Here is a 22,551-nt window from a genome sequence, read left to right on the forward strand (position 1 = left end):
GAGAAGCTCCTTCCGCCCTTCAGGATCTTGATGTCAGCGTCGCGCTTAGAAGTTCAGCGAGACGTCCCGATGTCCGGACAGGCAAGCCGCCACATCCAGGGAAACACCGCGCGGCAGGTGCGGCAACTGACGCAGGCCGATCGTGTCGCCAACAGCGGCCTGATACAGTCTCAGCTCAGGCAGAAGCTCGGCTGCCCCCTTCTGACGCCAGATGAGATCCGCATCGAGTTCGTCGATAGACGCCTGAACTTCCACGATGGCCTCGGCTGCATTCGGAGACTTGCCCCGCATGATCTTGCGCGCATTGCTCAAGCCCTTGCGAATATCACTGCTCTCCTCAATTTCACCGATGGAGGAGCGCACCACTTCGATGGCATCCACCGCCACAGCCGGCTCCAGGTCGGGCAAGGCCGCGATCAGATCCACCAGCTGCGGACGCTTTTCAGCCAGCAGCGGTGCACCGGCCAGAACGGCCTGCAGTTCCATCACTGGCTTGAAGGCATTGTCCACCATACGGCGATACTGCATCCGTGCCGTGTTCTCGGTCTTCTGGATCGCGTTGAACGTCTTGTTGACGTCCGTCCAGTCGCCCGGAACCTGGCTCATCAGATCTTCGACCTGCGCCGTCAGCTTCTCGATACGTGCTTGCGCCCGCTCGCCTTGCTCTGCGGTGTAGATGCCCGTCTCGCCAGCGCGGGACACGATGACCTTCTGTTCCTCGATCCGCTCTTCCAGGCGATGAGCATCACGCTCCAGGGCACGGACGTTGCGATGAACAGGACGATAGGACACCGCGGCTTCCCCGACAGCGGCTTCCGCCTCGGCGATTTCGGTCATTTTCGGCATCGCTTCGCGCGCTGCTTTCAGACCTTCCTTCAGGTCTTTCTGCATGCCCTTCGGCAGATAGCTCAGGTCCTGACCTTCCATGGTCTGGATGGCCGCCAGAATGCTGTCGCCCTTCTCCAGATACGCATCATAGGTCAGCGTTTCCATGCAGTACTGCAAACGCGGGTTCATCGGCGGCGGCGCAGTGTCCGACAGCAGAGAAGACCGGTTCGGCAGATAATTCACCAGCTGCGGATAGAAGCCGACGATGAACAGCGCCAGGATCTGCAGACCGATGAAGGCCACCACGCCCTTGTACATGTCGATGGTCTTCACCACCGCAGGAGCAACGCCGCGCAGATAAAACAGGGCAAAGCCGAAGGGCGGTGTCAGGAACGACGTCTGAATGTTCAGACCGATCATCACGCCCAACCAGACCGCAGTCACGTTGGCCTGAGGATCCGCCAGAAGGATCGGAGCGACAATCGGTACCACGACCACGGCAATCTCGATGAAGTCGAGGAAGAACCCGAGGACGAAGATCACCAGCATGACGATCAGGAACTGCGCCCAGAAGCCACCCGGCAGGCTGAGCAGGAAGTCCTTGACCAGCTCTTCCCCGCCAAAGGCACGGAAGGACGAGGTCAACATCGCAGCACCGAGCAGAATGATGAACACCAGCGAACTGGTTTTCGCCGTCTCCACCATCACGCCGCGCAGGGTGTCTTCCAGCTTCAGGGTCCGCCATCCGCTCCAGAACAGGGCGATCAGCAGCAACGACACGGCAATCACCGCAATCACCAGACCGAGAATGTCCTGGCTGGTTTCGATACGCTTGATGTTCACCGCGCCGAAGAAGCTGACCACCATGGCAATCGCGACAAGCGCCAGGATCGCAATGATCGCAGGACTGTAAGCGCCCCGCTTGCCTTCACGCAGTCGGTAACCGGCCATCACCATGGCACCGATCGCGCCAATCGCACCAGCCTGGTTGACGGTGGCAACACCGGCGATGATCGAGCCCAGAACAAGGAAGATCAGCGCCAGTGGCGGCACAAGCGTGATGAACACCTTGGCCGCAAAACGACGGTCCAGAGCCTCATCGGAGTGAACAGCCGGTGCGGACTTCGGATTGATCAGCGCAAAGCCGAGGATGAACAGCATGTAAAGGCCAACCAGCAGCAGACCCGGCAGGAACGCTCCAAGGAACATTTCACCTGCGCTGGTGGAGACCACGCTGAAGTCCGACGGCATGGAAAACTCGCCGGTCGCCTGCTTGTAGAGCGTCTGACGAATGCTGCCGGCCTGATCGACCGCACTGGCCAACTGATCGGCCAGAATGATCAGAACGATGGACGGCGGAATGATCTGGCCCAGTGTACCCGACGCTGCAATCGTTCCCGTTGCCAGTGGCACCGAATAATTGTTGCGCAACATTGCCGGCAGGGAAATCAGCCCCATCGCCACAACAGTCGCCCCGACGATGCCAGTGGTTGCCGCCAGAAGCGCGCCAACGAAGACCACGGAAATGCCGAGACCACCGGGAACCGGCCCGAACAACCGCGCCATGGTGACCAGCAGGTCTTCCGCGATCTTGGACCGCTGCAGCATGATGCCCATGAACACGAACAACGGAATGGCAATGAGCGTGTCGCGCTCAGCCTCCCAGTAAATGCCACGGAAGTTCGTCACGCCGGCACTCAGCCACTGGCCGGGCCCGCCATGGGTAAAGAACGCGTCGGTGCCTGTCGAAAACAGGACACCGGCCAGCGATGCAATGCCGATGGTGATGATGGCGGCGCCAGGCAACGAGAAGGCCACCGGAAAACCGGAACCCAGGGCCGTTGCCATGAGGACGATAAGAAGGAGGAGGAAGAATAGTTCCATCAGAAGGTATCTCTCGTCGCTTTCGCCTAGTGAGCTGCAGTGGAGTCGTGATCACGCCCACCGGGTTCATCCCGCATATCGGCAATCGCTTCCATCAGGTAGCTGACGAACTGGATCAACATGGACACGGCAAAGACCGCAAGGAAGCCGGCCATGAGATATTTCACATAAAGCCCAAATCCGGCCTGCGTGGTTTCATAGGCCAGCATCGGGCTGTTGATGATGTTCTGCTTGCCGCCCATCCCGATGATCAGGATGACCCAGCACAGGCTCATGCCCAGAAACAGCGAGCCGATGGCGTTGACCAGCCCCTTGAGCCGGGTGGGGAAGCCTGCATAGAACACGTCAACCCGCACATGCCCCTCCTCGATCAATGTATAGGCACTGGCAAAGAGGAACAGCGCCGCATACCAGAAGCGCACCAGGTCGGCCATGAAAGCCTGCTCATAGGAAAAGATGAACCGGCCAACGACGATCAGCAGCTCCGCTGCAACCACCAGCAGAGCCAGCCAAGGAAACCCCAGGGTCCGGGTGAAGGCGGCAATCACCAGAGAAATCGCGATCAATGGCATATGCACATAGCCGCCGCGGAAGTGAGACCGGCCGAGGTCGGCGGCCAGGTCGGAGCCGACGAGAACGTCCAGAAAGCCTTCAACGCGCAGGAAGGAAATCGCGGTATCGACAAGACCGACAATCAGAACTGCCCAGAAGGCCGCGCGAATGATGTAGGCGTTGATGGCGGAAATGCACAGGGCATCCTGACGCAAGCTGACCGTGCGTGTTCGCAAGACATGTGCAACGGCGATCAGGCAGGCCAGACCGTAAAGGCCAAGCTGCGCCCAGGACCAGGCCAGGCCAAGGGATCCATTGGCAGCGCCGCCAAAGATCGGCGCGACACCTGGCAAATCTTGCCAATAATTGAGGTAGTTGTTCAGCAGAAACGCTGCCAGCACGCACAGCACGGCCCATCCGAAGATACGGACCGGCACCGGAGACTTGCCTGTTGCTTGGGGCATTTGCGGGGTGGCAGACACATCGTCTTGAACCGGGTCCAAGGCCGTCATAGCAGGTGTGCCCTCTATATTCCGAAAAGAGACGAGTTAGGGGGCGGGTTGAAGCCCGCCCCCTTTCAGTCCAGGAGGACTGTTAGATCGTGATACCCAGAACGCGGTTACGCTGCTCGGTGTAACCGGTATCAGCCAGCAGCATCCAGCGACCCAGGTCGCTACGAGCCTGAACGAAGCTCTCATGCACACGTGCCGTCAGATCGGAATGCTGAATGGTTTCGTCAAACACTTCTTCCGAAGCTTCACCGAAGGCGTCATAGACTTCTTCGGAGAACTTGCGCAGCTCAACGCCGTGCTCATCGATCAGCTTGTTCAGGTAGATACCGTTATTCTGGTTGGTTTCGGCCATGGAGACCGCGTTTTCTTCCATACAGGCAGCCGTGATGATCTGCTGATCTGTCTTGGAGAGAGTTCCCCACCAGGATGCGTTCATGCCCAAGGCGAGCTGGGAGCCCGGCTCATGCATGCCCGGATAGTAGTAGTATTTGGCAGCTTCGTAGAACTTCATGAAGTAGTCGTTCCACGGACCAACCCACTCGGTCGCATCAACGGCGCCGGAAACAAGGTTTTCGTAAATCTGGCCACCCGGCAGGGAAACCGGAGATGCGCCCAGCTTGGCCATGACGTCGCCGCCGAGACCCGGAATACGCATCTTCAGACCCTTGAGGTCGTCAGCAGTTTCGATTTCCTTGTTGAACCAGCCGCCCATCTGAACGCCGGTGTTGCCGGCAGCCAGGTTTTTCAGGCCGAATTCGCCAGCCAGCTCATCCCAGAGCTCCTGACCGCCGCCGAATTTGATCCAGGCGTCGATTTCGGCATAGGTGAGGCCGAACGGAACAGCTGTGAAATAAGCCCAGGCAGGGTGTTTGCCCTTCCAGTAATAGTCAGCGCCGATGTAGGCCTGCGCATTACCGGACGCCACTTCGTCGAAGGAATCGAACGCACCTACGCGCTCGCCAGCTGCGAAGTACTGAACCGCGATGCGGCCCTCGGAAAGTTCACCAATACGTGCAGACAGACGCTGTGCAGACGTTCCCAAGCCCGGGAAGTCACGCGACCAGGTCGACACGATAACCATATCAGTCGTGGACTGTGCGATAGCTGGCGCTGCGAGCGTTGACGCTACAGCGGCCCCGCCTGCACCCAGGCCAGCTTTTTTAATAAACGAACGACGATCCATGTGCTCCTCCCAGATCGTGGCAATTCCATACTGTGAAAGCAGACCTCCAGGCGGATGAATGCTTTCATGAAACCGGCGGCTTGCGCCACGAGGGAAATTGGCCACATCCACGAAGTAAGTGCAACAATTTTTTGAAGAAAAAATGCAGCAAGCTAAAATTTGTGCACGGATATACCTGAACTAAAATAGAATGGAACCCTTACTATATTGTTCTATTTTTATTGCACCGCACAATGACGCAGTAATTTCATTAATACTACATAAGCACTACTTTACCTCGGGGCATTCAAGGATCAGAACAGCATCAACTTTCCACAAACCGCCAAGTTCCTGAAACGATATTCCATGACCAGCCATCCACGACTATTATGGAAAGTTGTTTTTCCCTGAGGGCATTTGCTTATGATCACGGAAGAATATCGATTATCATGCGCCAAATGACCGACTACAATGCAACAATCGACATTGTAATCTCTCCCGTACTTCATCCCATGGACCCTTCCCAAAATGCCCAAACCTCTCGTTCTTGTCTCCGCTGATGTCAAATTCTTCGAAGGCTATTCTTGGCATGCCGCTCCGGACACCTATCTGAAAGCGCTTATAAATACGGCAGATGTGACACCATTGGTGCTGCCATCCTTTGGGGATGAAATCGATATTGACGGTTTGCTGGAGCGAGTCGATGGCGTGCTCGCAACCGGATCACGCTCCAATGTCTCACCGGATCTCTATGGCGAGGAGCCGACCGAGGCCAATGGACCCTATGATCCGGGCCGGGACGCCACCACCCTGCCACTGCTGCGCAAGGCGATTGAAAAGGGCGTTCCGGTCTTCGCCATCTGCCGCGGCATGCAGGAGCTCAATGTAGCAATGGGCGGCACACTTCACACCGAGATCCAGGACATCGACGGACGTCACGACCACCGGGCCCCGACATCGGATGTTCCCGACGAACGCTTCCGCATTGCTCACCCCATCCAGGTCGAGGAAGGCAGCTGCATCGCCGGCATCTTCGGTGGCAAGCCGGTCGCGGTGAACTCCCTCCACCGCCAGGCTGTCGGCACTCTGGGCAAGGGCCTGAAGGTCGAGGCCCGTGCCGAAGACGGCACAGTGGAAGCCGTCACCGCAGCACACGCCCCAGGCTACGTCATGGCCACCCAGTGGCACCCGGAATACTGGGCTTCCAGCGACGAACCCTCGCAACAGCTGTTCAAGGCCTTCGGTGACGCAACCCGCGCCTATGCGGCAACCAAATCCGGCACCTGAACCTGCAAGCACACCCTCTCCTTCGTCATCCCGCACGCAGCGAAGCGCAGATGCGGGATCGGTGAGCCACGGCCTCGCGGACAAGCCCTCACCCCCCGTTGCTGTCCCGGACAAAGATCCGGGACCTCATATGAGGCACGGCGTCTGCGGCGTGCAGGTCCCGGCGCAAAGCCGGGACAGCGGAGAAGGCGTCGCCGATGCGGTCTGGAGTTCTGGAAAACGCCAAGCTTTCGGCTCACCGGTCCCGGCTCTGCGCTGCGCTTGGCCGGGATGACGCGGGTAAGGAAGTGCCAAGAAGCAAATAGATTCAGGCTTTCGGGCCCGCCCTGTTCACGGGCGCCACCCCGTAACGTCAGTGGTCAACCTCTCCTTTGTCATCCCGCACGCAGTGAAGCGCAGATGCGGGATCGGGGAGCCACGGCCTTGCTAGCAAGCCACCACCCTCACCTCAAACGGCTGTCCCGGCGCAAGGCCGGGACAGCGGAGATTTCAAAACCTCAAGGTTGGCTGTTTTCGCCGAGGAAGTCGTCCATGCGCGTCAGGGCGCGTTGGATGTTTTCGGTCGAATTGGCGTAGGACAGCCGGATGTAGCCTTCACCAAGGATGCCGAAATCCGGACCGCCGATGACGGCAACGCCCGCATCTTCGAGAAGCGCAGACGCCAGCTTCTTGGCTTTCCAGCCGGTCGCCTTGATGTTGGGGAAGGCGTAGAATGCGCCGAGCGGCGTGCGGCAGGTGACGTTCGGCAACGCATTGAGACCGTCGACGACAACCTTCCGGCGCTTGTCGAATTCTGCGACCATCTCGTGCACCGCGTCCTGCGGACCGGTGAGGGCGGCAAGGCCTGCGAACTGGGCTGGGGCGTTGACGCAGGACCAGGCGTTGACCGCCAGCTTGCGCGCCTTGTCCATCAGACCGTCTGGCCAGACGGAATAGCCCATGCGCCAACCGGTCATGGCATAGGTCTTGGACCAGCCGTCAAGCAGGATCAACCGGTCGCGAATGCTCTCAAAACCCAGCAGCGACACATGCTCCATGCCATCATAGGTCATCTGGGCGTAGATCTCGTCGGACATGATGGCGACGTTGGGATGCTTTTCCAGGCCAGCGACCAGCTTTTCGATTTCTGCCCGCGGGGTAACACCACCGCACGGATTGGCCGGCGAGTTGACGATGACCAGACGGGTCTTGTCGTTGATTAACGACAAGGTCTCTTCGGCAGAGAAGGCAAACTCGTTCTCTTCGCGGATCGGCACCGGGATCGGCGTGGCGCCGGTGAATTCGATCATCGAGCGATAAATCGGGAAACCCGGATCCGGGTAGAGGATTTCCGCGCCCGGCTCTCCGAACATCATGATTGCCATGAACATGGTGACCTTGCCGCCGGGCACGATCAGCACATTGTCCGGGTTGGGCGCAAAACCCGTGCGTTTCTCCAGATCGGCGCTGACGGCCTCGCGCAGCGGCAAAATGCCGGTCGCCGGGGTGTAACCGTGGTGGCCATCCCTCAGCGCCTTGATCGCCGCTTCGACGATATGTTCCGGCGTACGGAAATCCGGCTGGCCGATGCCAAGGTTGATGATATCGCGGCCTTCGCCTGCCAGGGCAGTGGCGCGCGCCAGAACGGCAAAGGCGTTTTCCTCGCCGATGCGGTCAAATCCGGAAATGGTCGTCAGCATGGGTCCCCCGATCCTCGTCTTGTCTGTTTTGCCAGTAGCTTTAGCGGAAATCAGCATGCCGTGGAAAGCGCGCCGCGCCAAAACAGTTGTTCCAGAACTGACCGGTCAAAGCCGTCCGACATAGATCGTGTTGGTCTCTTCCACATCGTTCAACGGGCTGCTGAACGGAATGATGTGGCTTTCCGTGTGCGGAAAGACCTGCGCCATTGCGGCTTCGAAATCATCAGCGGGCGGATCATTGGACCAGAGGGCGAAAACGCCTTTGGGCTGCAGGTGGCTCGCCAGCTTCATCAGGCCATCGGGTTGGTAGAAGGCGGCGTTCTTCGGATCGAGCACGTTGCTGGGCGAATGGTCGATGTCGACGAGAATGGCGTGGAACTTGCGGCCCGGCGCCTGTGGATCGAGGCCTTCGTCCGAGGCAGCCAAAGTGAAGAAATCGCCCAGCTGAAACCGGCAGCGGCCGTCGGCGGTGAGGTCGCGACCAACGGGAAGCAGCCCTTCCTTGTGCCAGTCGATCACCGGCTCAAGCGCATCAAGCACCATCAGCGAGGCGATGCGCTCATCCTTCAGGGCGGAGCGTGCAGTGTAGCCAAGGCCAAGGCCGCCGACGACAACATCGAGGCCTTCACCAGAGACGGCGGCAAGCCCGAGCGTCGACAATTCCTCTTCTGCCACGGTGAAGCGGCTGGACATCAGATAGGCATCACCAAGAATAATTTCATAGTAGTCTTCATTGGAGACCGGATCCCGCCGACGGCGCAAACTAAGGGCGCCAATGGGCGTCGGGCGGTAGTCAAGTTCTTCGAAAAATAAGCTCACGTAACGTCTTTCTGATCCGGAATCGCTTCTTAATGTCGCTGCAAAGCATAGAGCAAGTCGGTCTTTACACCAGAGAAAGCCGGGTAAAACGGCCTTTCGCAGTGACAAACTATTTGGGTCCGTATTCGAACGTGCGTTGACCTGAGGCCTCTGGTCTGTCACGACCTTCCGGCTTGGGGTTTTCTCCCGAACAACACAAACGACATAAAATCGGGACAAACGAACTTGCTGAAACACCAGATTCAAGAGCTCGCAGCTCACTGTGAGCGCTACCGCACTCCTGTTACGTGGCGCGCGTGCAGCCAGATCGTCACGACGGTTCTGCCGTTTCTGGCGCTGTTTGCGGCCATGTATTTCAGCCTGGACATCAGCTACTGGCTGACACTCGGGCTGGCGATACCCGCCGGTGGCTTGCTGGTGCGCTTCTTCATCATTCAGCATGACTGCGGGCACGGGTCGTTCTTCCCGTCGCAGATTGCCAACGACATGACCGGCCGAATCGTAAGCATCCTGACGCTGACGCCCTATGCCTACTGGCGCCGGGCCCATGCGCTGCATCATGCGTCTTCGGCCAATCTCGACCGCCGCGGCATCGGCGACATAACGACGCTGACGGTGGCGGAATATTCCGCACTCCCCTTCTTGAAGCGCGTCGGCTATCGCGTTTACCGCAACCCGTTCTTCCTGACGCTGGTTGGCGGGGTGCTGCATTTTCTGGTGATCCAGCGGGTACCGTTTTCAGTGCAGCGCCCGAATCGTCAAATGACCCTCAGTGTTCTGGCGCTCAATCTGGCGATCGTTCTGGTCTACGGCATTCTGGTCTATCTGCTCGGCTGGACCGACTTCCTGATGCTCTTTGCACCGATGGTGTTGATTGCCTGTGCAGCCGGCGTGTGGCTGTTCTACATCCAGCATCAGTTCGAGGAGACCCATTGGTCAGCCGGTACCGAGTGGGACCGCAAGACAGCGGCCATCCTGGGCTCGTCCTATTATGCGCTGCCGAAGGTGCTGCACTGGTTCACCGGCAACATCGGCCTGCACCACATTCACCACCTGTGCAGCCAGATCCCGAACTATCGCCTGCAGGAATGCATGGCGGCGCGGCCGGAGCTGGCGCATATCAATCGTCTGACGATCTGGGAAAGCCTGAAGTGCGCCAATCTGGCGCTTTGGGACGAAAGCACAAAACGCCTGGTGCCTTTCCGAGCCGCCTGACCGACAGACAGATTTTGATGAATTTCGACAGGGCGTGTGAACAATCCACGCCCTGTTGCACGTCTGCCCCCTCCCGTTTCGAACAAAGACTGCTTATATTCGCCGGGACTCAGTGGGCGGACCGTCTGGTTTCCGCCCTTTCCACGCACAGCCCGAGGGACACATCATGTCTCAGACACAAGACGCCGCCGTCGAACAGATCCCGGTCACCGTGCTGACCGGCTATCTCGGTTCCGGCAAGACAACGCTTCTCAACCGGATCCTCACCGAAAACCACGGTCAGCGCTATGCCGTGATCGTCAATGAGTTTGGCGAGGTCGGCATCGACAACGATCTTCTGGTCGAGTCCGATGAAGAAATTTTCGAAATGAACAACGGCTGCATCTGCTGCACCGTTCGCGGTGACCTGATCCGCACGGTTCAGAATCTGATGAAACGCCGCGGCTCTTTCGACGCAATCATCGTTGAAACCACCGGCGTCGCCGATCCGGCCCCCGTGGCACAGACTTTCTTCATGGACGATGACGTACGCGCCAAGGCGAAGCTCGATGCGGTGATTGCCGTCGTCGATGCACGCCATGTGTTGCAGCGCCTGGAAGACACGGAAGAAGCCGAAGACCAGATCGCCTTTGCCGATGTAATCCTGCTCAACAAGACCGACCTGGTCACCGAAGAAGAGCTGGCAACCGTCGAAGCGCGCATCCGGGCAATCAATCCTTACGCGGTGCGTCACAAGACCGAGCGTTGCGCCATCGACCTGAAGGCCGTGCTCGACCGCGGCGCTTTCGATCTGGACCGCATTCTGTCGCTCGACCCGCACTTCCTTGAGCATGGCCATCACGAAGATGAATGCGGCCCGGACTGCGACCATGATCACGACCACGGGCATCATCATCACGCCCATGGCCACGATCACGCGCATGACCATGAATGTGGTCCGGACTGCGATCATGATCACCACGCCCACGACACCCCGCACAGCGTGAAGAGCATTTCCCTGCGCCAGGGCGATCTCGATCCGAACATGTTCTTCCCGTGGATCAATCAGGTGACCCAGATCCAGGGGCCGAACATTCTGCGTCTGAAGGGCATTCTGGCGTTCAAGGGCGACCCGCAGCGCTACGTTGTGCAGGGCGTTCACATGATCGTCGAAGGCAATCACCAGCGTGACTGGAAAGCCGATGAGCCACGCGAGAGCCGTCTGGTCTTCATCGGTCGCGATCTCGACTTTGAGGCGCTGAAGGACAGCTTCAACGCCTGCGTTGCGGAATAAGGGGACCGTTTTGCCGACATTAGCACCCGTCGACGCGCAGAGCTTCGTTGTTCGCGCCGGCTTCCTCAAGGACGTGCCGTATTTCGCCCTTGGCGATGGCGATCTCTGTTTCGTTGAAGGCGCGGAAAGCCGCACCAAAGCTCACAAGGCTGGTCTTCTGGCTGCCGTCGAGGCAGAGGATGGCAACAGCCTGATCACCTCCGGCGACGATGGCAAGATCATGCAGATCTCCGCTGATGGATCGGCAGAGATGCTGGCGGAACGGCCGCGCAAATGGATCGACATGATCGCCGCCGGCCCCTCCGGGGCCATCGGCTTTGCCTCTGGCCGCACCGCCTGGGTGCGAATGCCGGATGGCAAGGAGCGCGAGTTCACCCATGAGCGTGCTGTCGGCGGTCTGGCCTTTGCCCCCAAGGGCCTGAAGTTGGCCGTGGCGCGTTATGACGGCGTGAGCGTGTGGTTTGCCAATGCAGATGCTGCCCCGACTGACTACGAGTGGAAGGGCGCTCATCTGGGCGCCAGCTATTCGCCGGATGGCAAGTATCTCGTCACCACCATGCAGGAAAACGCCCTGCACGGCTGGCGCCTGAGCGATGCGCAGGACATGCGCATGTCCGGCTATCCCTCCAAGGTGAAGAGCTGGAGCTGGTCGCAAAAAGGACGCTATCTGGCAACCTCGGGCGCGCAGGCCGCGATCTGCTGGCCGTTCTTCGGCAAGACCGGACCGATGGGGCAGAACCCGTTGCAGCTGGGCACGCGCGGCGACAGCACGGTCTCCTGCGTCGCCTGTCATCCAAAGGAAGATGTGGTCGCCGTTGGCTATCTCGACGGCATGATCATGATGTGCCGGTTCGAGGACAACGGCGAAGTGTTGCTGCGCCGTCCGGGCAAGAGCGCCGTCTCAGCCATGGGCTGGGACAAGATGGGTCTGCGACTGGCCTTCGGCACCGAGGAAGGTGAAGCGGGAACCATCTCCCTGATCTGAGGCTTTTCAGGTGAGGAGGGTTCTTCATGGCACGTCTGTTTGTAATGATCGTCGCGGTTATACTTGGCACCACGACATCGCAATTTCCCGAGTTCGCCCAGCAATATCGTCAACGCCTGGGTGGGGCGATTGACGCGTTGCGCGAGGTGATGACGGAGTTCGAGCAGGACGCTGTTTCGGAGAACCTGAGTGTTCCCCAGGCAATCGTCAGGATGCAGGGCTCGCAAGATACGCTTGTTGCGCGGCGCGGGCACTCGATGGAGCGGGCGCTGCGGCGCTTGCAGTCGCTGAGCGATCAACGAGACGCCCTGGCGCAGGCCGGACCTTTTGCCCGCGTTGTCGTGGTGATGGGAGACCTGGATGCGCCTTTGGCCCGGGCCACATTCGAGGATTTCGAGCCGGCGGTGCCGGTGACAGGTGAAGGCATTGCCAGTGCCGCAGGGGGCGGATTACTGGGATTGATTTTGGCGTGGATGGGCGTTGGCACCGTTCGCGCTGCAAGACAACGACGACGCAGAACAAGAACGATTTGACGGGATCTGGAGCGGGCATGGATACGATTACCTCATCTGGTGGCATGGTTGTGGCACCGCACAAGGCGGCAGCGCAGGCAGGGGCCGATATTCTCAGTGAGGGCGGCTCGGCTCTTGAGGCAATGATCGCAGCAGCTTCAACCATTGCGGTGGTCTATCCGCATATGAACTCCATCGGCGGCGATGGCTTCTGGCTGATGTCGGAGCCGGGCAAGGCGCCGAAGGTGCTGATGGCCTGTGGGTCAGCCGGCTCCAATGCGACGGTTGAGACCTACCACCGGGCCGGTCATGAAACGGTGCCAACACGCGGACCGCTGGCAGCGTTGACAGTGGCCGGCACCATTGGCGGGTGGGCCAAGGCCAAGGAAGCGGCACAGTCGATTGGCGCGGGCAAGATCCCCAATCGGGTCCTGCTGGAAAACGCCGTGCGCTATGCCAAGGAAGGCATCACGGTCACCCGCAGCCAGGCCGGACTGACGGCGTCCAAGTTCGAAGAGCTGAAGGACCAGCCCGGGTTCGCCGATGTCTACCTGAAAGACGGCAAAGCGCCGAACGAAGGCGACACCTTGCGTCAGGAGCGGCTGGCCGACACGCTGGAACATCTCGGCGCAGAAGGCTTCGACGAGTTTTATCGCGGCGACGTCGGTGCGGCGATCGCCGAGGACCTGGAGCGCATCGGCTCTCCGGTGACCAAGAAAGACCTTGAGAGGTTCGAAGCGGTCTTCAAGGAGCCTTTGAAGGCCGAGCTTTCCTGCGGCACCATCTACAATGCCCCCCCACCGACCCAGGGCCTGGCCTCTCTGATCATTCTGGGACTTTACGATCGTCTGGGTTTGAAGCCGGGAGAAGGCTTCGATCTGGTCCACGGCGCGGTGGAAGCAACCAAACGGGCGTTCCTTGTGCGCGATCGCATTGTCACGGACCCGAATCGTCTGCCGGAAAGCCCGCGTGATTTCCTGACGTCCGAGTGGCTCGACAAGGAAGCCGGTGAAATCAGCATGAAGCGGGCTGCCGCCTGGCCACAGGTACAAAAGCCCGGTGACACGATCTGGATGGGCGCTGTCGATGCCAAGGGTGTCGCGGTCTCCTTCATCCAGTCGACCTACTGGGAATTCGGCTCCGGCTGTGTGCTGCCGAAAACCGGCATCATCTGGCAGAATCGGGGCGCCAGTTTCTCCCTGCATCCGGATGCGCTGAACGTTCTGGAGCCGGGCCGCCAACCGTTCCACACGCTGAATCCGGCGATGGCGCGTCTGAAGGACGGCCGCACCATCACCTATGGCACCATGGGCGGCGAGGGCCAGCCTCAGACGCAGGCAGCGATCTTCATTCGCCATGTGCTCAACAAGATGCCGGTCGGAGAGGCTATCGATGCGCCGCGCTGGCTGCTGGGCCGCACCTGGGGCGAAGACACCACCGCGCTACGGCTGGAAGGCCGGTTCGATCCGGATCTGGTCAGAGCTCTGGAACGGTCCGGTCATGAGGCGATCCAGATTTCCGATGACTATTCCGACATGATGGGCCATGCGGGCATGATTTCCCGCAACGCCCGGGGTGGGCTGGAAGGCGCGCATGATCCGCGTGCCGACGGTGGAGCGGCGGTCGCGCGATAGCACGCTTGCCTCTTGCCGGCTTTCGCGGTTTGCTGACGCTGAAATAGAATTGATTTGGAGAGCCCATGGACGCGTTGACGCGGATGCGATGTTTCATCCAGGTGGTGGACAGCCAGGGCTTTTCCGCGGCTGCGCGGGATATGGGACGCTCCAAGGCGCTGGTGTCGAAATACATCGGCGAGCTGGAAGATGAGCTTGGCGTGCGTCTGCTCAACCGGACCACGCGGCAAGTGTCGCTGACCGAAGTCGGCGAGGCCTATTACCGCGAGGCCAGCGAGATCCTGCAGCGGATCGACGATCTGCAGGACAGCATCCAGTCATCGCATCAGGCGGTGAAGGGCCGATTGAAGGTCTCGGCACCCCGCTCGATGGGCGATGGTCTGCTCAACCGGGCGATGATGGAATTTCTGGTGGCTTATCCGGACGTGGTTCTGGATCTGCGCCTGGAGGACCGTTTCGTCGATCTGGTCGAGGAAGGCTTCGACGTGGCGATCCGCGTGACCGACATGGAAGATTCCAGTCTGATTGCCCGCAAGATCGCGCCGTTTCAAACAGTTGTCTGCGCCACACCTGAAGTGATCGAGAAATACGGCATTCCCCGCGTGCCGGCGGATCTGTCGGGACGGCCGTGCATCATCGATACGAACTATCGCTTCAAGCAGAACTGGAACTTCGTTGAGGACAACGCACGGGTCAGCGTGACGGTTCGTGGCCCGGTGGAAGTCAACAGCGCTTCTGCCGGACGGGATGCAGCGTTCTGCCATCTGGGTTTCCTGCGCACGCCGCAAGTGTTTGTCTTCGGCGATATTCAGGCAGGTCGGTTGATCCCGGTTCTGGATGAATTTGAGCCGGACAACAGCGGCATCTATGCGGTCTATCCGCATCGGCGGCACCTGACCGGCAAGGTGCGCGCCTTCGTGGATTATCTCGCCACATGGTTCGCCGATAAAAAGCGGTCCGGGGAAAACTGCCCGCTCTAGGGTGTAGACTCATAAATTTGACTGGAATGGCGCTTCAAATGGCACCGAGCTGCAAGGAAAAGGGCGATAAGCGGGCTTTCTGCCCCGTTGAGCCGTTTGACGCGGCAGATCAAGGCCATTTGAGCGTCCGGAACGGATTTGGAGAATTGAACCGGCAACTGCGTTGCAAGCCCTTGAAAGCCTTAAGGCTACCCGCGGCCTTGCGCCTCGTATCCGGCTTAATTCTCTCAAACCATTCCAGTAAAATTTATGGGTCCACACCCTAGGGTTTCGCCAGTCTCTCTTCAGCCATGCGATCTGCCACCACTTCCGGTGTCAGATTTTCTGCGGCCGCGCGCTCGAAAATGCGGGTCAGCGTCGCCCCAATCGCCTGCGTTTGCTCCACCACCAGAGCATCGCTTTCGCCCGGACGGCTGAGAGCGATGGAAATCACCCCACCAGCATTGATGGCGTAGTCGGGCGCGTAGAGAATGCCGCGCGCCTTAAGGGCCAGCCCATCCTCGGCGGTCATCAGCTGGTTGTTGGCCGCACCAGCGACGATCCCGGCTTTCAGTGCCGGAATGGTCTCGCTGTTCAGCCCACCGCCAAGCGCGCAAGGCGCGAAGATATCCGCCTGCACCTGATGTGCCTGCGCAGCAGGAACCGCTGTCGCGCCAAAGACTTCGATGGCCTTTTCAACTGATGGAGCGTGAATATCGGAGACAATCAGTTTCGCGCCGGCAGCCTGAAGGCGACCGCACAGATCAAACCCGACATGACCCAGTCCCTGAACACTGACACTCAGACCGTCAAGATCCGCAGAGCCCAAGGCGTGCCGCGCTGCCGCCTGAATGCCGACAAAGACCCCGAGCGCCGTATAGGGCGAGGGATCGCCAAGGCCGGTGTCTCTGGTGCCGCGCACATGGGCGGTTCTCTCGGCCACCGCTTCCATGTCAGAGGGGGAAACACCGACATCCTCTGCGGTGATGTAGCTGCCGGACAGGCGCTCCACATAGCTGCCGAAGGCGCGCATCATGTCGCTGGTCTTGTCCTTGCGCGGATCCGCCAGAATGACCGCCTTGCCGCCCCCCAGATCCAGACCAGCCAGCGCGTTCTTGTAGGTCATGCCACGCGACAAGCGCAATGCGTCCGTCAGGGCTTCGGCCCCTGAGGCATAGGGCCAGACGCGACAGCCACCGAGGGAAGGGCCGAGCGTCGTGTCGTGAATGGCGATGATCGCCTTCAGGCCGGTGGCCGGATCAGAGACGAAGCAGACGCTTTCGTGATTGCGAAATTCCGGGTGATCGAACACACCGGTCGGCACGGCGTGAGAAGAAAGGGCATTCATCTGGAAGGCTCCGGATGGAGAAAACATGCCCCCCAGAGTGCCCGAGCCACAAGAAAAATGGATCCTATTGCAGCCTGGAGATCGCGCACCACCGCAGCAATGTTCCCCGAGGATCGGTTTTTGCGGGAAAATCTGCTAATTCCAGAATTCAGTCCCGGCCTGTCTTGATCTTGCCGTCTTCTCCACGTTGGACTGATGTTCTCTTATAACGGTCGCCAAGGGTGTTCCCGGCAATGCATTTTCCCCGACTATCCGCTTTGCCTCAAGCACACCGCCTCGGCAGTCTGCTCCTCTCCTGCCTCATGCTTCTGCTCGGGTTTGCCGAGAGCGCGCAAGCACACCCGCACGTCTTTGTCGAAGCGCGCAGCACGCTGTTGATGAACGATCAGGGCCTGGCCACCGGCGTGCGACATGTCTTCCGCTTCGACGATGCCTACACGGCCTTTGCCATTCAAGGGTTCGACAAGGACGGCGATGGGGCCTACAGCCGCGAAGAGCTGGCGGAACTGGCGCAGGTCAACATCGAGAGCATGGGCGATTTCGGCTATTTCACCTTTGGCGACAACGGCCGGGTAGAGCTGGATTTCAAACCCAGGGACGGCGCCTACTGGCTGGAACTGGTCGATGTTCCGATGGCAGACTATTGGGCGCTTTCGCCGGAAGACCTGAAGGCCATGCGCGAGGACGCCGAGAAATACGGCTCGCCGCTGGTGGAAAGCGTCAAGCTGTTGGAGCTTCACTTCGAATTGGCGCTCGCCTCGCCGAGTGATCTGACCAAGGCGCTGACGCTGGACGTCTACGACCCGACCTATTACGTCGATTTCCGCTTTTCCCATGAGCCGGGCGCCCTGGGCGTGGAAAACGGCCCCGGCTCCTGCACGGTCGAGCGCCATGATCCGCCATCCCTCGATATGGCGACCCAGATGGCGCTGGCGCAGGTCGGCCCGGATCAGCGCAACCTGCCGCCAGAGCTGCAATCCGCTGCGGCCTCCCAGGTCAACCAGATGATCGTCACCTGCCCGGATGCGGTTGCAGGTCCGGTAACGGCCTCCAACGGTCTGCTGCAGGTGGAAGGCTCCGAGGCCGGTCCCGTTACGACGCCGGACGCTGCCGATACGAACGACATCGAAGCCAATGCCGCAGAAGTTGCTGCGGCCAAGGACGCGGTGCGGGCTATGGCCGAAGGCTCGGCGAACCCGCAGCTCAAACCAGGCGATGCGGTGGCTCCCGTGGCTACTGCAGCTTCCCCCAATCTTGCCGACAAGATTTTTGGCGGCATTGCAGCCGTGCAGGCGCAATTCTATCAGAAGCTCATTTCAGCCCTGCGCGGCTTCCGAAATGGCCCTCACGCGGCGTGGATCCTGGTCAGCATTTCGTTTCTGTACGGGATCTTTCATGCAGCGGGGCCTGGCCACGGCAAGGCAATCATCTCGACCTATGTCATTGCCAATAATGAAACCCTGAAGAAGGGCATTCTACTGTCCTTCCTTTCTGCCTTTGCCCAGGCGGTGACGGCGATCATTCTGGTCGGTGGCCTTGCTGCGGTGTTCAACCTGACCAGCCTGGCGATCCAGGACACGGCGACCTGGCTTGAGATCGGTTCCTACACGCTGGTGACAGCATTGGGCGCGTATCTCCTGTGGACCAAGGGACTTTCACGGCTGTTTGGAAAATCGGGCGGTCACCACCATCATGGGCACTCGCACGAGCATTCCCAACATCACGCTCACAGTCATGGCGATGATCATGCGCATTCGCATCATGACCATGACCATCACGGCGAAGCCGAGGTGTGTTCCAGCTGTGGCCATGCCCATGCGCCGACCCCGGCCATGGTCCAGGGAAAGATGTCGCTCAGCCGGATGGTGTCGATTGTTCTCGCGGTCGGCCTGAGGCCGTGTTCCGGCGCCTTGATCGTGCTGGTGTTCGCCTTCGGTCAGAACATGGTGCTGGCGGGCATCGGATCAAGCTTTGCCATGGCGGTGGGCACCGGTCTGACCGTTTCGGCACTCGCCAGTCTGGCCGTCTTTGCCCGCGAGGGCGCACTGAAAATCTTCGGATCCGGGTCGAGCGCTGCGGGTCGTGTTCTGTGGGGGATGGAAATCTTCGGGGCTCTGACAATCTTCCTCATCGGCGCCACCCTCCTCACCGCCACCCTCGGCTGGGGCATGTAGCCTTTCCTCGCACCCCTGCACTGCGTATGTATTTGCTGTTTCGCGGAGTGAGGTCTTTCCCCGCGCTGTCCCGGCCTCGAGCCGGGACCTTCTCGCTAGAGATAGCGCCTTCGGATGAGGTCCCGGGTCGGGGTCCGGGACAGCGCGGGGGTAGAGGACTGATGCCCCGGCTCACCGGTCCCGCATCTGCGCTTTGCTGCGTGCGGGATGACAAAACTGAGGGTGTCGGCGCGCCGAAAAGCTGCAGGAGGCGTGTCAGCAACCACACAACTCCACTCCCACCATCGTCATCCCGGCCAAGCGCAAGCGCAGAGCCGGGACCGGCGAGCCGAGGGCGTCGCGGTTTGGGGAATGCGAAAGCGCCGAATGGCACCCTCACACCCTCAAGAAAACAAAAAGATCAGCCTTTGCACTCGGCGACAGGGGTGACGGGTTTGCCGGTTTCAAACCAGCTGACCAGGTTGTCGACCACCAGCTGCCCCATGGCGTCGCGGGTATGAACAGAGGCGGAGCCAACGTGGGGGAGCGCGACAACATTTTCCAGCGCGCGCAGTTTGGCCGGCACATGCGGCTCCTGCTCGAAGACATCCAGACCGGCAGAGAGGATCGTGCCGTTTTCCAAAGCCTCGATCAGCGCGGCCTCATCGACCAGCGTGCCACGACCGACATTGATCAGCACCCCGTCACGGCCCAGAGCTTCCAGCACCGGCTTGTCGACCATATGCCGGGTTTCTGCGCCACCGGGCACAACCAGCATCAAGGTGTCACAAGCAGCCGCCAGCTCCAGCACACTCGGAAAATAGGGATAAGCCACCCCGGCCTGCTTTGAGCGACCATGATAGGCAATCTTCAGACCGAAAGCTTCGGCGCGTTCGGCAATCGCCTTGCCGATCCGGCCCAGACCGACAATGCCCAGGGTGCGCCCGCGCAAGGTGCCGGCAGTCAGCGGAAAAGCCCCCTCACCTTCCCACTTTCCGGCGCGCAGATGCCGTTCCGCAGCGCCGAACTCGCGCACGGTCATGATCAGCAGGCCGAGCGCCGTGTCGGCGACTTCCTCGGTCAGGACATCCGGCGTGTTGGTCACCATCACGCCCCGCGCGGCGCAGGCCGATGCGTCGATGTTGTCATAGCCGACGCCGAAGTTGGCAATGATTTCCAGCTTCGGAAAGCGGTCGAGCAAGGCGGCATCGACTTTCTGACCGATACAGGCGAGCCCACGCACATCAGCAGCGACCTCAGCAATGGCCGCATCCGGGTCATCCTGGAGATGACTTTCGACCAGAGAGACCTTTTCGGTCAGCTGGCGGGCGACGAGAGGGCGCATCGGACGGGACATCAGAACAACAGGTAACGACATTTGGCATTCCACGAGGCTGGTTGAAAGACGCCAGCATAAGCACTTTCCCGCAGACTGTCTGCCCCACACAGAAGACAGAGACACACCTGGCATCGCGCTCTTGCAACAAATAACAATGAAAATAATACTAGTATAAATTCCTTCAATTATTTCAAGTTTTTTAATTTTATCTATTCATTGTTACCAAAGATAGGTGACTTCAAAGCGAGTTCGTGATGACCGACAACAACTCTACTGTTGATATCGAGAGAACATTTAAGGACTGCCCGGAAGCCGTCGCTGTTCTGACACCTGAGGGCATCATCCGTTATGCCAATACATCTCTTCTCGAGCTGCTCGGCTGGGCCGATTCCGAGATCGTCGGACATCCGGGCGAAGAGATCCTCGCCCATGAAGATGGTGCCAAGATGCCCAGCGGGTTCCGCCGCAAGGACCGCTTCATCGCTGCTGCAGATATTTCCATGATCCCGCTTGCTGATCCGAATGGCACGACGCTCGGCACTTTGCTGATCGGCCGTGATTGCAGCGGGCGGCTTGAGCTTGAGGACAGGGTTGCCGACACCAGCGAACTTCTGCGCGAGGCGATCGAAACGATTTCAGAGGGCTTTGCCCTCTACGACAAGCAGGATCGGCTGGTCCTCTGCAACGCCAATTACCGGCGTCTGTACTCGCTTTCCGAGGACGCCATGGAAAAAGGCGTATCCTTTCACGATATTCTGCAGCATGGCCTCAAGCGGGACCAATACCAGCTCAACGCACAAAGCGCCGACGACTGGTTGCAAGAGCGGCTGGAGCGACACCACCGGGCCGACGGCGAGGTGCATGAGCAGCAACTTGCAGGCGGACGCTGGCTGCAGGTTTCCGAAAAGCGAACGCCGCGCGGCTATATCGCCGGAATCCGCACGGACATCACCAACCTGAAGCACACCCAGGCGGAGCTGCAGGATGCCTATGCGAACATGTCCCTGCTGACTGACAGCCTGAGCCACGCCATTGTCGAAGTTGATATGGACGGCATGTGTAGCTTCATCAATGATTACGGTGCCGCCTGGTACAATCTCAAGCCAGATCAGATCATCGGCAAGAAGTACCGGGATTTTCTGTCACCGGAACACATCAGCAAGATATCGGTGCACTTTCGCCAAGCCCTGGGCGGCCGGCGGCTGCAAATTGAAACCATGGATGCGTTTCCCGATGGTCTGGTACGCGACCTGCAGATGGAATTCATTCCGAAGCTTTCCTCTGCCGGGTTCATGGCCGGGCTGATCATCGTTTCAACCGACATTACGGAAGCCAAGAAAACCGAGCGGAGCCTCGCCTCCCTGTATCAGGTCACGGCGACGCAGGAACTCAGTTCGGATCAGAAGATCCAACAGATCCTGCGCATCGGGTGTGAGCATTTCGACCTGCCCTACGGCATCGTCAGCAACATCATCGAAGATGGCTATACGGTCGTCTGGGCGGAAAGCCCGGCAGGTGAAATACCCGTCGGGGCGCATTTCGAACTCGGTGATACCTATTGCTCGAATGTCATCGGCGATGACAAACCACTGGGCATCATGCACACGGCCAAGTCGGAATTTTCCTTGCATCCCTGCTACAAGAATTTTCCGCTGGAGACCTACATTGGCGTGCCGTTCATGGTCAACGGCGAGCGTTACGGCACGATCAACTTCACCAGCCCGGAGCCTCGGCTTCGGCCTTTCACCATGACCGACTACCAGTTGATCTGCCAGTTTGCCGACTGGGTGGGGCATGAGATCGCCCGCGAACAGGCTAACACAGCCCTGATCGACGCCAAGATCCGTCTGGAGCGCCTGGCCAGCATCGACGACCTGACAGGTCTGCTCAACCGACGGGTTTTCCTGGAACAGGCCAACAAGGAAGTCGCCCGTTATCGGCGTGACCGCCGGATCTTCACGACACTGCTCCTCGACATCGACCACTTCAAGCTGGTCAATGACAATTACGGCCACGGCGTCGGCGATGAAGTGCTGAGAGAATTCTCCAAACTGGTTCAGGAAGAACTGCGCGTCGTGGATATCTTTGGCCGTGTCGGTGGAGAGGAATTCGCCATCCTGCTGATCAACACCGATGCAGAGGGCGCGAAAATCGTCTGCGACCGCATTCTGGAGCGGCTCCGCAATGCGCCGCTTCTGCCCAGTCACGACCTCAAGGTCACCTGCAGCATCGGTGTTGCAGTCGCTTCCGCCGACGATGTCGAGTTCAGCAGCCTGCTCCACCGTGCCGACGTTGCGCTTTATGAGGCCAAGGAAAAGGGCCGCGACCAGATGGTTCTCGCCCCCCCTTCTGTACCCTCGGGCAAGCAGAATGCGCAGGTGAGCGCCCGATAAGGCACCATTGTCCTGGG

At 59.7% G+C, this 22,551-nt stretch carries 16 protein-coding genes; 9 read left to right on the top strand and 7 right to left on the bottom strand.

Annotated elements, in window-relative coordinates; translation table 11 throughout:
* Nucleotides 1-45: 45 nt before the first annotated feature.
* The 3 genes from J0X15_RS17340 to J0X15_RS17350 all read right to left on the bottom strand — a co-directional run bounded on the left by J0X15_RS17340 (nt 46) and on the right by J0X15_RS17350 (nt 4,959).
* Nucleotides 46-2,712 carry a TRAP transporter large permease gene (locus J0X15_RS17340; protein WP_206943465.1) on the bottom strand — a complete coding sequence of 889 codons (2,667 nt, stop codon included), beginning with the start codon at nt 2,710-2,712 and terminating at the stop codon, nt 46-48.
* A 26-nt stretch (nt 2,713-2,738) separates the two neighbouring features.
* On the bottom strand, nt 2,739-3,776 hold the full coding sequence (locus J0X15_RS17345) for a TRAP transporter small permease subunit (RefSeq protein ID WP_206943467.1): 1,038 nt from the start codon (nt 3,774-3,776) through the stop codon (nt 2,739-2,741).
* Between the two features lie 82 nt (nt 3,777-3,858).
* Nucleotides 3,859-4,959 carry a TRAP transporter substrate-binding protein gene (locus J0X15_RS17350; RefSeq protein ID WP_206943469.1) on the bottom strand — a complete coding sequence of 367 codons (1,101 nt, stop codon included), beginning with the start codon at nt 4,957-4,959 and terminating at the stop codon, nt 3,859-3,861.
* Nucleotides 4,960-5,466: 507 nt separating this feature from the next.
* On the opposite strand from J0X15_RS17350, the gene J0X15_RS17355 reads away from it, so the two are divergent.
* Entirely contained in the window at nt 5,467-6,225 is a 759-nt protein-coding gene (locus J0X15_RS17355) for a gamma-glutamyl-gamma-aminobutyrate hydrolase family protein (protein ID WP_206943471.1), read from the top strand.
* Nucleotides 6,226-6,722: 497 nt separating this feature from the next.
* On the opposite strand, the gene J0X15_RS17360 is transcribed toward J0X15_RS17355, so the two are convergent.
* Together J0X15_RS17360 and J0X15_RS17365 are read right to left on the bottom strand one after the other, a co-directional pair.
* Nucleotides 6,723-7,904 (bottom strand): pyridoxal phosphate-dependent aminotransferase, encoded by a 1,182-nt coding sequence (locus tag J0X15_RS17360; RefSeq protein ID WP_206943473.1) that lies wholly within the window; start codon nt 7,902-7,904, stop codon nt 6,723-6,725.
* A 105-nt stretch (nt 7,905-8,009) separates the two neighbouring features.
* Entirely contained in the window at nt 8,010-8,723 is a 714-nt protein-coding gene (locus J0X15_RS17365) for a spermidine synthase (protein WP_206943474.1), read from the bottom strand.
* Nucleotides 8,724-8,948: 225 nt separating this feature from the next.
* Between J0X15_RS17365 and J0X15_RS17370 the strand changes: the two genes are divergently transcribed.
* The 6 genes from J0X15_RS17370 (at nt 8,949) to J0X15_RS17395 (ending at nt 15,322) form a co-directional block, all read left to right on the top strand.
* A complete protein-coding gene (locus J0X15_RS17370) occupies nt 8,949-9,938 on the top strand; it encodes a fatty acid desaturase (protein ID WP_206943476.1) in 990 nt (329 codons plus the stop codon).
* A gap of 166 nt (nt 9,939-10,104) precedes the next feature.
* Nucleotides 10,105-11,211, top strand: a complete 1,107-nt coding sequence (locus J0X15_RS17375) for a CobW family GTP-binding protein (protein ID WP_206943478.1) — start codon at nt 10,105-10,107, stop codon at nt 11,209-11,211.
* Between the two features lie 10 nt (nt 11,212-11,221).
* Nucleotides 11,222-12,196 (top strand): WD40 repeat domain-containing protein, encoded by a 975-nt coding sequence (locus tag J0X15_RS17380; protein WP_206943480.1) that lies wholly within the window; start codon nt 11,222-11,224, stop codon nt 12,194-12,196.
* A 26-nt stretch (nt 12,197-12,222) separates the two neighbouring features.
* Nucleotides 12,223-12,729: a DUF2937 family protein gene (locus J0X15_RS17385; RefSeq protein ID WP_206943482.1), complete on the top strand. Its 507-nt coding sequence runs from the start codon at nt 12,223-12,225 to the stop codon at nt 12,727-12,729.
* A 17-nt stretch (nt 12,730-12,746) separates the two neighbouring features.
* A complete protein-coding gene (locus J0X15_RS17390; protein ID WP_206943484.1) occupies nt 12,747-14,342 on the top strand; it encodes a gamma-glutamyltransferase family protein in 1,596 nt (531 codons plus the stop codon).
* 65 nt (nt 14,343-14,407) lie between these two features.
* On the top strand, nt 14,408-15,322 hold the full coding sequence (locus J0X15_RS17395) for a LysR family transcriptional regulator (RefSeq protein WP_206943486.1): 915 nt from the start codon (nt 14,408-14,410) through the stop codon (nt 15,320-15,322).
* A gap of 262 nt (nt 15,323-15,584) precedes the next feature.
* Here J0X15_RS17395 and J0X15_RS17400 read toward each other — a convergent pair whose 3' ends face one another.
* The gene (locus J0X15_RS17400) at nt 15,585-16,649 is read right to left on the bottom strand and encodes a Glu/Leu/Phe/Val dehydrogenase dimerization domain-containing protein (RefSeq protein WP_206943488.1); all 1,065 of its coding nucleotides are present in this window, start codon (nt 16,647-16,649) and stop codon (nt 15,585-15,587) included.
* 233 nt (nt 16,650-16,882) lie between these two features.
* Between J0X15_RS17400 and J0X15_RS17405 the strand changes: the two genes are divergently transcribed.
* Nucleotides 16,883-18,823, top strand: a complete 1,941-nt coding sequence (locus tag J0X15_RS17405) for a HoxN/HupN/NixA family nickel/cobalt transporter (RefSeq protein ID WP_209015425.1) — start codon at nt 16,883-16,885, stop codon at nt 18,821-18,823.
* A 400-nt stretch (nt 18,824-19,223) separates the two neighbouring features.
* Here the strand turns inward: J0X15_RS17405 and J0X15_RS17410 are convergent, their stop codons facing one another.
* Nucleotides 19,224-20,180 carry a 2-hydroxyacid dehydrogenase gene (locus tag J0X15_RS17410; protein WP_206943490.1) on the bottom strand — a complete coding sequence of 319 codons (957 nt, stop codon included), beginning with the start codon at nt 20,178-20,180 and terminating at the stop codon, nt 19,224-19,226.
* A gap of 215 nt (nt 20,181-20,395) precedes the next feature.
* On the opposite strand from J0X15_RS17410, the gene J0X15_RS17415 reads away from it, so the two are divergent.
* Nucleotides 20,396-22,534 (top strand): diguanylate cyclase, encoded by a 2,139-nt coding sequence (locus tag J0X15_RS17415; protein ID WP_206943499.1) that lies wholly within the window; start codon nt 20,396-20,398, stop codon nt 22,532-22,534.
* The last annotated feature ends 17 nt before the right edge of the window (nt 22,535-22,551 follow it).

The sequence above is a fragment of the Roseibium limicola genome (genome assembly GCF_017313085.1).
Classification (GTDB): domain Bacteria; phylum Pseudomonadota; class Alphaproteobacteria; order Rhizobiales; family Stappiaceae; genus Roseibium; species Roseibium limicola.

Bases quoted from the DNA above. Each gene is read 5' to 3' on its own strand.
- J0X15_RS17340 (WP_206943465.1), bottom strand. From the start codon at position 2,712: ATGGAACTATTCTTCCTCCTCCTTCTTATCGTCCTCATGGCAACGGCC.
- J0X15_RS17345 (WP_206943467.1), bottom strand. From the start codon at position 3,776: ATGACGGCCTTGGACCCGGTTCAAGACGATGTGTCTGCCACCCCGCAA.
- J0X15_RS17350 (WP_206943469.1), bottom strand. From the start codon at position 4,959: ATGGATCGTCGTTCGTTTATTAAAAAAGCTGGCCTGGGTGCAGGCGGG.
- J0X15_RS17355 (WP_206943471.1), top strand. From the start codon at position 5,467: ATGCCCAAACCTCTCGTTCTTGTCTCCGCTGATGTCAAATTCTTCGAA.
- J0X15_RS17360 (WP_206943473.1), bottom strand. From the start codon at position 7,904: ATGCTGACGACCATTTCCGGATTTGACCGCATCGGCGAGGAAAACGCC.
- J0X15_RS17375 (WP_206943478.1), top strand. From the start codon at position 10,105: ATGTCTCAGACACAAGACGCCGCCGTCGAACAGATCCCGGTCACCGTG.
- J0X15_RS17385 (WP_206943482.1), top strand. From the start codon at position 12,223: ATGGCACGTCTGTTTGTAATGATCGTCGCGGTTATACTTGGCACCACG.
- J0X15_RS17390 (WP_206943484.1), top strand. From the start codon at position 12,747: ATGGATACGATTACCTCATCTGGTGGCATGGTTGTGGCACCGCACAAG.
- J0X15_RS17395 (WP_206943486.1), top strand. From the start codon at position 14,408: ATGGACGCGTTGACGCGGATGCGATGTTTCATCCAGGTGGTGGACAGC.
- J0X15_RS17400 (WP_206943488.1), bottom strand. From the start codon at position 16,649: ATGAATGCCCTTTCTTCTCACGCCGTGCCGACCGGTGTGTTCGATCAC.
- J0X15_RS17405 (WP_209015425.1), top strand. From the start codon at position 16,883: ATGCATTTTCCCCGACTATCCGCTTTGCCTCAAGCACACCGCCTCGGC.
- J0X15_RS17410 (WP_206943490.1), bottom strand. From the start codon at position 20,180: ATGTCGTTACCTGTTGTTCTGATGTCCCGTCCGATGCGCCCTCTCGTC.
- J0X15_RS17415 (WP_206943499.1), top strand. From the start codon at position 20,396: ATGACCGACAACAACTCTACTGTTGATATCGAGAGAACATTTAAGGAC.